Genomic DNA, 10,759 nt, shown 5'->3' on the forward strand with positions numbered 1-10,759 from the left:
GTCGCGACAGATTTCTTAAAGGTGTTTCGGTGAGTCATCGTTGTCTGTTGAGCAAGAATAACTCTTAGAAGCCTCTCCCCCTAAACCCCCAACAGCAGCCGCTGCGGGTCTTCCAGCGCGTCCTTGACCTTGACCAGGAAGGTGACGGCCTCGCGGCCGTCGATGAGGCGGTGGTCGTAGGAGTGGGCGAGGTACATCATGGGGCGGATTTCCACCTGGCCCTTCACGGCCATGGGGCGCTCCTGGATCTTGTGCATGCCGAGGATGCCCGACTGCGGCGTGTTGAGGATCGGCGTCGACAAGAGCGAGCCGAAGATGCCGCCGTTGGTGATGGTGAAGGTGCCGCCCTGCATCTCGTCCATGGAGAGCTTGCCGTCGCGCGCGCGGGTGCCGAGGTCGACGATCCCCGCCTCAATCTCCGCGAAGGACAGCTTGTCCGCATCGCGCAGCACCGGGACCATCAGGCCGTTGGGCGTCGAGACCGCCACGCCGATGTGATAGCGCTTGTTGTAGACGATCTCCTCGCCCTCGATCCGCCCGTTGACGGCGGGCAGCTCCTGTAGCGCCGAGACCACGGCCTTCACGAAGAAGGACATGAAGCCCAGCTTCACGCCGTGCTTCTTCTCGAAGGCCTCCTTGTAGGCCGCGCGGGCCTCCATCACGCCGCCCATGTCCACCTCGTTGAAGGTGGTCAGCATGGCCGCCGTGTTCTGCGCCTCCTTCAGGCGCTTGGCGATGACCTGGCGCAGCTTGGGCATCTTGACCCGCTGTTCGGACCCCGAACTCGGTTCCGTGGGGCTTGGCGCTTTGGCGGCGGGTGCGGGGGCGGAGGCGGCTCCCGAAGCGGGCGCGCTCACCGGCTGGGCCTTGCCCTCGATGAAGTTCTGCACATCCTCCTTGGTGATGCGGCCCTGCGGTCCCGTCCCCTGGATCCGGTTGGGGTTCAGGCCGCGCTCCGCGATCAGCGCGGAGACGGCCGGCGAAAGGGTCATGGCGCTCGAAGGCGTCGACTCCTCGAAGAAGCGCAGCAGCGCCTCCTTCGTCACCTTGCCGCCCTCACGCGCCAACTTGCCCGCATCAAGCGCGGACCCCGCGCTGGGTTGGGTTTGGGTTGGGCCTGCGGCAGGGGCTGGAGCTTCTTCCTTTGGGGCTTCGGCCTTGGCGGCTTTGGCGGATGGTCGCCAGCAGCGCGCCGACCTCGACGGTGGCGCCCTCGGCCGCTTCGATCTTGGAAAGGCTGCCGGCGGCGGGGGCGTTCACCTCCAAGGTCACCTTGTCAGTCTCCAGCTCGACGATGGGCTCGTCGGCGGCGACCGCGTCGCCCTCGGCCTTCAGCCAGTTGGCGACCGTCGCCTCGCTGACGGACTCGCCCAGCGTCGGGACCATAACCTCGATGGACTTGCCGGAGCCGTTGGAAGAGGCGGCGGCGGCCGGAGCCTCCTTCTTCTCTTCCTTTTTCTCCTCTTTCTTCTCTTCCTTGGGCGCCTCGGCCTTGGACTCCTCCGCCTTGGCCGGGGCCGCGGAGGCGCTGGCGCTCTCGTCGATCAGGCCCAGGACCGCGCCGACCTCGACGTTCGCGCCCTCGTCGGCCTGGATGTCCGAGATCACGCCCACCTCCAGCGTCACCTTGTCGGTCTCCAGCTCAACGATGGGCTCGTCGGCGGCGACGCTTTCGCCCTTTTTCTTCAGCCATTGGGCGACCGTCGCCTCGCTGACCGATTCGCCGAGTGTGGGGACCTTGATTTCCGTGGCCATGATCGCGGTTTCCGTTCTTGTCCGTTCTTGAGCTTGAGAAAGGCGGCGCTCCCGGTGCCCGGGGTCACTCCGCCGCCTTTTCCTCCTGGGCCTTCATGTCGTCGTAGCGGCGGCGGGTGCCGATGCGCCCTTCGCGCGGCTTGCCGATGGTGAGCGCGTCGGCCACCAGGGCCGCCTGCTCCTCGGCGTGACGCTTGGCGTAGCCGGTCGCGGGCGAGGCGGCGGAACGGCGGCCCGCATAGCGCGGGCGCGGGTTCTTGAAGCCGATCATCTCGGCCACCTCCTCCAGCATCTCGTGGACCGAGGACCAGTAACCCATGTTGCGCGGCTCTTCCTGGCACCAGACCAGATCGCAGTGCTTGTAGGGCTCCAGCTCGTCCAGCAGCGCGTCCACCGGGAAGGGGTAGAGCTGTTCCAGGCGGATGATGTGCACGTCCTTGATCTTCTCCGCATCGCGCTTTTCGAGCAGATCGTAGAAGACCTTGCCCGAACAGAGCACCACCTGCTTGCAGTCCTTGGGCTTGGAGGGCGGGTTGTCCTCGTGCAGCACGCGGTGGAAACCGCTGCCCGGCCCGAACATGTCGAGGCTGGAGACGCAGGCCTTGTGCCGCAGCAGCGACTTCGGCGTCATGATGATCAGCGGCTTCCTGAACTCGCGGTGGATCTGGCGGCGCAGGATGTGGAAGTAGCTGGCCGGGGTCGAACAGTTGGCGACCTGCATGTTGTCCTCCGCGCAGAGCTGGAGGAAGCGCTCCGGCCGGGCCGAGGAGTGCTCGGGCCCCTGCCCCTCGTAGCCGTGGGGCAGCAGCATCACCAGCCCCGACATGCGCAGCCACTTGGACTCGCCCGAGGCGATGAACTGGTCGATGATGATCTGCGCGCCGTTGGCGAAGTCGCCGAACTGCGCCTCCCACAGGACCAGCGCGCGCGGCTCGGCCAGCGAGAAGCCGTACTCGAAGCCCAGCACCGCCACCTCGGACAGCGGGGAGTCCACCACCTCGATGGTCTCCTGATCGTCGGAGATGTGGTTCATGGGCACGTAGCGGCGCTCGGTCTCCTGATCGATCAGGCTGGCGTGACGCTGCGAGAAGGTGCCGCGGTTGCAGTCCTGACCGGAAAGGCGCACCGGCGTGCCCTCGGCCAGAAGCGTGCCGAAGGCGAGCGCCTCGGCGGTCGCCCAGTCGATCCCCTCGCCGCTTTCGATGGCCTTCTTCTTGGCCTCCAGCTGGCGCAGGATCTTGCGGTTGGCGTTGAAGTCGTCGGGCACGGTGGTCAGCGCCTTGCCGACCTTCTGTAGCAGCTCGAAATCGACGTCGGTCTTGCCGCGCCGGGCGGAGAAGCCCTTGGCCGCCTGCATGCCGCGCCAGGCGCCTTCCAGCCAGTCGGCCTTGTTGGGCTTGTAGCTGTTGGCCGCCTCGAACTCGGCTTCCAGATGGTCTTCGAAGTCCTTGACCATCTTGTCGACGCCGGCGGTGTCCAGCAGGCCTTCTTCGACCAGCTGCTCGCCATAGAGCTGGCGGACCGTCTTGTGCTTGCCGATGGCCTTGTACATCAGCGGCTGGGTGAAGGCCGGCTCGTCGCCCTCGTTGTGGCCGAAGCGCCGGTAGCAGAACATGTCGATGATCACGTCCTTCTTGAACTGCAGACGGAACTCCGCGGCGATGCGCGCGACATGCACCACCGCCTCCGGATCGTCGCCGTTCACGTGCAGGATCGGGGCCTGGATGATCTTCGCTACGTCCGAGCAGTAGGGGCCGGACCGCGCGTTCACCGGGTTGGTGGTGAAGCCGATCTGGTTGTTGACGATGAAGTGGATGGTCCCGCCGATGCGGTAGCCCTTCAACTCGGAGAGATCGAGCGTCTCGGGCACCAGGCCCTGGCCCGCGAAGGCGGCGTCGCCGTGCATCAGAAGGCCCATGACCTGACTGCGGTCGCTGTCCTCGCGCTGGCGCTGCTTGGCGCGCACCTTGCCGACCACGACCGGGTTCACCGCCTCCAGGTGGGAGGGGTTGGCGGTCAGCGAAAGGTGCACCTCGTTGCCGTCGAACTCGCGGTCCGAGGAGGTGCCCAGGTGGTACTTCACGTCGCCGGAGCCGCCCACGTCCTCGGGGTTGGCGGCACCACCCTTGAACTCCGAGAAGATCGCCTGGAAGGGCTTGCCCATGAAGTTGGCCAGGACGTTGAGGCGGCCACGGTGGGGCATGCCGACCACGACTTCCTTAAGGCCCATCTGGCCGCCGCGCTTCAAGATCTGCTCCAACGCGGGAATCATGGATTCGCCGCCGTCCAGACCGAAGCGCTTGGTGCCGGTGTACTTCTTGTTCAGGAACTGCTCGAAGGTCTCGGCGGCGATCAGGCGGTCGAGGATCGCCTGCTTGCCCTTGGGCGTGAAGTCGGTGCGGTTGCGCTCACCCTCGATGCGCTGCTGGATCCAGGCCTTCTGGTCCGGGTCCTGGATGTGCATGAACTCGACGCCGATCTTGCCGCAGTAGGTGGCGCGCACCGTCTTCATGATCTGCGTCAGCGTCGCCGTTTCCATCCCCAGGACGTGGTTGATGAAGATCGGCCGCTCCCAATCGTCGTCGTCGAAGCCGTAGGAGGCGGGGTCCAGCTCGGGATGCCGCTCGCGCTTGGCGAGGCCCAGGGGATCCAGGTCCGCCTCAAGGTGCCCGCGCACCCGGTAGGCCCGGATCAGCATCAGCGCGCGGATCGAGTCCAGCGTCGCGGAGCGGATGTCGTCGGCCGTGATGTCGCGGCCCTGGACCAGACCGGCGGCCACCGCCGCGACCGAGGGGTTGCCCGCCCCGCCGTTCGGCTTGCTTGTGACAGCCGCCGCGCCGTTGCCGCTAGCTGGTCCGCTGCCGGAACCACTGCTCAGAAGGCTGGACAGCAGGCCAGAGGCCTCCTCGTCCAGATCGCGGAACGCCGCCGCCCATTCCGGGTCGACGGCGTCGGGGTCCGCCCTGTACTCGGCATAGAGCCTGGCGAGCGCTTGGGCGTTCGGGCCGTAATAGGCGGGCGCTTGGTTTTGCTGTCCCATTCTCTCCTGATACCGCCGCGGCCGCCTTTCCGCCGATGGTGACGCCAGGCGAAGAGGCGAGACCGCGTCGCCTCCTTGTTCTGTGTATCCCTAGCCTTTTTGGCGGGCTGTTAGCCCTTCATGGCCTTAACCATAGTCTCACCCAGCGCCGCGGGCGAGTCCGCAACGAGGAATCCGGCGGAACGCATCGCTTCCATCTTGTCGTCCGCGCCGCCCTTGCCGCCGGAGATGATCGCGCCGGCATGGCCCATGCGGCGTCCCGGAGGCGCCGTGACGCCCGCGATGAAGCCCACGATCGGCTTCTTCACGCTGGACTGCTTGATGAACTCGGCGGCGTCTTCCTCGGCGGAACCGCCGATCTCGCCGATCATGATGATGCCCTGGGTCTCATCGTCGGCCAGGAACATCTCCAGGCAGTCGATGAAGTTGGTGCCGTTGACCGGGTCGCCGCCGATGCCGATGCAGCTGGTCTGGCCGAGACCGGTCGCGGTGGTCTGGGCCACCGCCTCGTAGGTCAGCGTGCCGGAGCGCGAGACCACGCCGATCTTGCCGCGCTTGTGGATGTGGCCCGGCATGATGCCGATCTTGCACTCGTCCGGGGTGATGACGCCCGGACAGTTCGGCCCGATCAGGCGGGTGGAGGAGCCCTTCAGCGCCTGCTTCACCTTGACCATGTCCATGACCGGGATGCCCTCGGTGATGCAGACCGCCAGCTCCACGCCTGCGTCCGCCGCCTCCAGGATCGCGTCGGCCGCGAAGGGCGGCGGGACGTAGATCACGCTGGCGTTGGCCCCGGTCTTGGAGACCGCGTCGGCCACCGTGTCGAAGACCGGCAGGCCGAGGTGCTCGGAGCCGCCCTTGCCCGGCGTCACGCCGCCGACCATCTTGGTGCCGTAGGCGATCGCCTGCTCTGAATGGAAACTGCCCTGCGCGCCGGTGAAGCCCTGGCAGATTACCTTGGTGTCCTTGTTGACGAGAACCGCCATTTAAGCTGCCTCCTTCACGGCCTTGACGACCTTCTCCGCCGCGTCCGCCAGATTGTCGGCGGAGACGATCGGAAGGCCGGATTCCTCTAGAATTTTCTTGCCCAGTTCGACGTTGGTGCCTTCGAGCCGGACCACGAGCGGCACATGGAGGCTGACCTCCTTGGCGGCTGCGACCACGCCCTCGGCGATGACGTCGCAGCGCATGATGCCGCCGAAGATGTTGACCAGGATGCCCTCGACGTTCTCATCCGACAGGATGATCTTGAAAGCCGCCGTGACGCGCTCCTTGGTGGCGCCGCCGCCGACGTCCAGGAAGTTGGCCGGATCGCCGCCGTAGAGCTTGATGATGTCCATGGTGGCCATCGCGAGGCCCGCGCCGTTGACCATGCAGCCGATCTGCCCGTCGAGCTTGATGTAGTTCAGCTCGTGCTTCTGGGCTTCCAGCTCCATGGGGTCTTCCTCGTCCTCGTCGCGCATCTCGGCGACGTCGGGATGACGGAAGAGGGCGTTGTCGTCGAAGTTCATCTTGGCGTCCAGCGCGATCACCTGATCGTCGCCGGTGATGACCAGCGGATTGACCTCGACCAGCGAGGCGTCCAGCTCGGTGAAGGCCTTGTACATGGCGATCAGGAACTTGACGCAGGAGGAAACCTGCTTGCCCTGAAGCCCCAGGCCGAAAGCGATCTTGCGCGCCTGGAAGGGCATCAGGCCCGTGGTCGGGTCGATCGCCTCCATCAGGATCTTCTCAGGGCTCTCGGCCGCGACCTCCTCGATCTCCATGCCGCCCTCGGTCGAGGCCATGATGGTGACCCTGCTGGTCGCGCGGTCGATCAGGAGCGAGAGGTAGAGCTCGCGGGCGATGTCGCAGCCCTCTTCGATGTAGAGGCGCTTGACCTCCTTGCCCTCGGCGCCGGTCTGCTTGGTGACCAGGGTCTCGCCCAGCATCTGGCCCGCGTTGGCCTTCACCTCCTCGACCGACTTGACGACGCGCACGCCGCCCTTGCCGTCGGGGTCGCTCTTGAAGCGGCCCGCGCCGCGCCCGCCCGCGTGGATCTGGGACTTGACCACCCAGACCGGGCCGCCCAGCTCGTTCGCCGCCTTCTCCGCCTCGTCGGGCGTGAAGGCCACGCCGCCGCGCGGTACGGGGACGCCGTACTTCTTCAGGAGGCCCTTGGCCTGATACTCATGAATGTTCATCTGATCTTTCCGCCTGACTGTCGTTCCAAGATCCGAACGCTTTGGTCCGGAGACTGTGGGAGACCGGCCCTTCTACCCCCAGGCCGGCTTAAGCGTCTTTTGAAGCGGGGCTACTTTAACAAGCCTTTGCTGCCATGCAACAAGCGCCCCGCCGCAAAAGGTAACCCGCCGGCTTCTTTTTTAAGAGCCGCCGCCCTTGAAGCCGAGATCCTTGCAGGCCTGCACGAGGCCGCGCACGGCTTCGACCGACTTGTCGAACATGGCCTGTTCCTCGGCGTTGAGATCGAGCTCGACGATGCGCTCGATGCCGCCCTCGCCGATCACCGCCGGCACGCCGACATAGAGGTCGTCGACCCCGTACTGGCCGGAGAGGTGCGCCGCGCAGGGCAGGACCCGCTTCTTGTCCTTCAGGTAGCTCTCGGCCATGGCGATGGCGCTGGAGGCCGGGGCGTAGAAGGCCGAGCCGGTCTTCAGCAGGCCGACGATCTCCGCGCCGCCGTTGCGGGTGCGCTCGACGATCTCGTCCAGCTTCTGCTGGCTGATCCATCCCATCTTCACGAGGTCCGGCAGGTTGATCCCGGCGACCGTCGTATAGCGCGGGGTCGGGACCATGGTGTCGCCGTGGCCGCCCAGCACGAAAGCCGAGACATCCTCGACCGAAACATTCATCTCCTCGGCCAGGAAGTGGCGGAAGCGCGCGGAATCGAGCACGCCAGCCATGCCGACCACCTTCTCCTTGGGCAGTCCGGAGGCCTCGCGCAGCGCCCAGACCATGGCGTCCAGCGGGTTGGTGATGCAGATGACGAAAGCCTCGGGGCAGTTGTTCTTGATGCCGTCGCCCACCGCCTGCATGACCTTCAGGTTGATGCCCAGCAGGTCATCGCGGCTCATGCCCGGCTTGCGCGGCACGCCGGCGGTGACGATCACCACGTCGGCCCCGGCGATGGCCTCGTAATCGTTGGCGCCCGCCAGCTTGGCGTCGAAGCCCTCGACGGGGGCGGACTGGGCGAGGTCCAGGGCCTTGCCCTGGGGAACGCCTTCGGCGATGTCGAAGAGAACGATGTCGCCCAGCTCTTTCAAGCCGGCGAGCAAAGCGAGCGTGCCGCCGATCTGACCGGATCCGATCAGTGCGATTTTCTTGCGTGCCATATGAACTGATTCCTCTTTAAGCGCCAGGCCTCTTTAGAGCCCCGAGAGGAAACGCGCGACGAAAGGGGATGCGCCCCGCCTCGGTCGAAGAGGCCTTCTTGAATGACCGGGCGTTGGTAGCGCGAATCCCGGATGCCCGCAAGCAAAAGGCTGGGCGGGCGGCGCGGTCCCTATTCCTTCTTGCCCGCTTTGTCGCTTTTGGCGCCCTTGGCGGGCTTGGCTTCCAGTTGATCCTGGATCAGGTAGAGCGGGCGCCTCTTGCTCTCGTTGAAGACCCGGCCGAGATATTCGCCGATGATCCCCAGAAAGAAGAGCTGGACCCCGCCGAAGAAGAGCACGGCCGAGAAGAGCGAGGGATAGCCGGGGACGTCCGCGCCGTAGAGCAGCGTCTCCAGGATGATCTGCGTGCCGAGGATCGCGGCGAAGATCGAAATCAGCAGTCCCAGATAGGTGGCGATCTTCAGGGGCGCGATGGAAAAGCCGGTGATGCCCTCGAGCGAGAAGTTCCAGAGCTTCAGGTAGTTCCACTTGGATTCCCCGGCAAAGCGCGGGTCACGCTCGTAGAGCACGGCCTTGGAGGGAAAGCCGACCCAGGCGAAGAGCCCCTTCATGAAGCGGTGATGTTCGCGCAAGCCCTTGAGCGCATCCAGCGCCCGGCGGCTCATCAGGCGGAAGTCGCCGGTGTCGCGCGGGATCGCGACGTCGGAAACCTTGCTCATGACCCAGTAGAAGGCGCTGGCGGTCGAGCGTTTGACCCAGCTCTCGCCCGCCCGGCTCTCGCGCGTGGCGTAGACCACGTCGTAGCCCTCTTCGCGCCAGACGCGCACGAACTCGGCGATCAGTTCCGGCGGGTCCTGCAAATCGGCGTCGATGACCACGGCGGCGTCACCGTGGGCCAGATCAAGCCCGGCGGTCATGGCGGCTTCCTTGCCGAAGTTGCGCGACAGGTTGATCACGCCGACGCTGGCGTCCTTGGCGTGCAGCTCTTCCAGGATGGTCAGTGTGCGGTCGCGGCTGCCGTCGTTGACATAGATGACTTCATGGTCCAGGGGCAACTGCGCCAGAACGGCCTTCAGGCGTTCGTGGAACTGGGTCAGCACGGCCTCTTCGTTGTAAGCCGGAACCACCACGGAAAGCAGCATAGCCTCTCCCCATCGGCCAAGGATTGTCTTTCAAGGCTGGAGCCTATAGGAAGCGGGAGAGCCGTGCCAGCACTTGGAACCCGTCAAAAGAGGCCACCCGCCGATGGAAACCCCCGGCAAGACGAGCGGTAAGGAGACCGGAAAGCTCGCGGGCCGCTTCGCCGTGGTGGGTCTGGTCAACACGCTGGTCGACTATGCGCTCTTCAACCTGCTGTTCTATCTGGCGGAGACGCCGCTGATCGCCGCGCACTTCCTCTCCGCCGGAACGGCGGTGCTGGTCTCCTTTCTGCTCAACCGCAACTGGACCTTCGCCGGGGCGAAGCATCACGACAGCGCCTGGCGCCAGTTCGCCAGGCATGTCGCCACCGCCGGCAGCGCGGTCCTGATCTCCGCGGTCGTGATCTGGCTGGCGGCCTTCGTTCTGCCCGCCTATCTGGCGAAGCTGGCCGCGATTGGCGTCTCCTTCGCCTGGAACTTCCTGCTGTCGCGCCACTGGGTATTTCGCGCCAAGCCTTGAGCGGACGCGGAGGCAGGCGCCCTTAACGCTTTGCGCCCTCAAAGCCCAAGGTGGAGAGCGGCCGCTCGACCCTTCCCCCCCAATGCACCAGCGCGTCGGCAAGCCGTTCGGCCGGGCCGTCCTTCGGATCGCGCGCACGGGTCACGGCCCACCAGTCCAGCACCATGCCCTCCGGCCCCACCGGGCGCGCCAGCAGCGTGCCGTCGCTCAATTCCGGCGCCACCGCCCAGCGGCTGAAGATACCGACGCCGAACCCGGCGCGGACCAGATCGATGACCGCCTCCGGCGTCGCCATGGGGGTCATGCGGCGAAAGGGCACGTCCGGCGCACCCAGAAGAGCTTCCCACTCGAAGCCCGGTTCGACGGACAGCGGATAGGTGTAGAAGCGCTCGTCGCCCATGTTGGTCGAATCCACGAACGACTCGGAGGCCAGCCGGTGGCCGGGCGCCATCACCGCGACCAGCGGGTCGCTGCCCAGCTTGCGCCAGCGAAAGCGCGGCAGGGCCGAGGGACGCCCGTAGACCGTGGAGACATCGACCGAGCCTTCCAGAAGCGAGGCGAAGGGGCGCGCAGTCGCCCGGCCCGAGAGATCGATCGAAAGGGTCGGCTCGCAGTCCGCCAGATAATCCAGGAAAGCCGGCAGCCAGTGATAGCGGCTGTAGGTCGCTTGCCCGAGGCGCAAGAGCGCCCGTCCGCCGCCACCCGCCGCCCGCATCTCCTGCTCCAAGCGCACGAGCTCTTCTATGAAGCGCTCTCCAAAAGCCCGCAAGCGCTCGCCCTCCGGCGTCAGGACGAGCCCTTGCTCCCCGCGCAGGGTCAGCGGCAGGCCGACGCGCCGCTCCGCCTCCCTCAGCCGGTGGGAGACCGCCGATTGGGTGATGCCCAGCCGCCCGGCTGCCGCCGTCACGCTGCCCGTGTCGGCCAAGGCCACCAGGAGATTGAGATGATTGAGTGAGAGGCGCGGGATCATTGG

At 66.1% G+C, this 10,759-nt stretch carries 5 protein-coding genes and 3 pseudogenes; 1 reads left to right on the top strand and 7 read right to left on the bottom strand.

The genetic code is table 11. The annotated features are described in order from the left end of the window. Positions 1-80: 80 nt before the first annotated feature. The 6 genes and pseudogenes from odhB to P8X75_13325 all read right to left on the bottom strand — a co-directional run bounded on the left by odhB (position 81) and on the right by P8X75_13325 (position 9,269). A pseudogene (odhB, locus tag P8X75_13300) lies at positions 81-1,755 on the bottom strand (2-oxoglutarate dehydrogenase complex dihydrolipoyllysine-residue succinyltransferase). A 151-nt stretch (positions 1,756-1,906) separates the two neighbouring features. Further along, a pseudogene (locus P8X75_13305) lies at positions 1,907-4,795 on the bottom strand (2-oxoglutarate dehydrogenase E1 component). A 110-nt stretch (positions 4,796-4,905) separates the two neighbouring features. Beyond that, positions 4,906-5,781, bottom strand: coding sequence for a succinate--CoA ligase subunit alpha (gene sucD / locus P8X75_13310; GenBank protein ID MEJ1996159.1), 876 nt, complete (start codon positions 5,779-5,781; stop codon positions 4,906-4,908). Then, a pseudogene (gene sucC, locus P8X75_13315) lies at positions 5,782-6,987 on the bottom strand (ADP-forming succinate--CoA ligase subunit beta). 171 nt (positions 6,988-7,158) lie between these two features. Further along, positions 7,159-8,127 carry a malate dehydrogenase gene (gene mdh / locus P8X75_13320; GenBank protein ID MEJ1996160.1) on the bottom strand — a complete coding sequence of 323 codons (969 nt, stop codon included), beginning with the start codon at positions 8,125-8,127 and terminating at the stop codon, positions 7,159-7,161. A 170-nt stretch (positions 8,128-8,297) separates the two neighbouring features. Further along, positions 8,298-9,269 (bottom strand): glycosyltransferase family 2 protein, encoded by a 972-nt coding sequence (locus P8X75_13325; protein ID MEJ1996161.1) that lies wholly within the window; start codon positions 9,267-9,269, stop codon positions 8,298-8,300. Positions 9,270-9,372: 103 nt separating this feature from the next. Between P8X75_13325 and P8X75_13330 the strand changes: the two genes are divergently transcribed. Continuing rightward, positions 9,373-9,786, top strand: a complete 414-nt coding sequence (locus P8X75_13330) for a GtrA family protein (protein MEJ1996162.1) — start codon at positions 9,373-9,375, stop codon at positions 9,784-9,786. Between the two features lie 22 nt (positions 9,787-9,808). On the opposite strand, the gene P8X75_13335 is transcribed toward P8X75_13330, so the two are convergent. Beyond that, on the bottom strand, positions 9,809-10,759 hold a 951-nt coding region (locus P8X75_13335; GenBank protein ID MEJ1996163.1), incomplete at its 5' end, for a LysR family transcriptional regulator.

The organism is Limibacillus sp., from assembly GCA_037379885.1.
Lineage (GTDB): Bacteria > Pseudomonadota > Alphaproteobacteria > Kiloniellales > CECT-8803 > JARRJC01.

Bases quoted from the DNA above. Each gene is read 5' to 3' on its own strand.
- P8X75_13325 (MEJ1996161.1), bottom strand. From the start codon at position 9,269: ATGCTGCTTTCCGTGGTGGTTCCGGCTTACAACGAAGAGGCCGTGCTG.
- P8X75_13330 (MEJ1996162.1), top strand. From the start codon at position 9,373: ATGGAAACCCCCGGCAAGACGAGCGGTAAGGAGACCGGAAAGCTCGCG.
- sucD (MEJ1996159.1), bottom strand. From the start codon at position 5,781: ATGGCGGTTCTCGTCAACAAGGACACCAAGGTAATCTGCCAGGGCTTC.
- mdh (MEJ1996160.1), bottom strand. From the start codon at position 8,127: ATGGCACGCAAGAAAATCGCACTGATCGGATCCGGTCAGATCGGCGGC.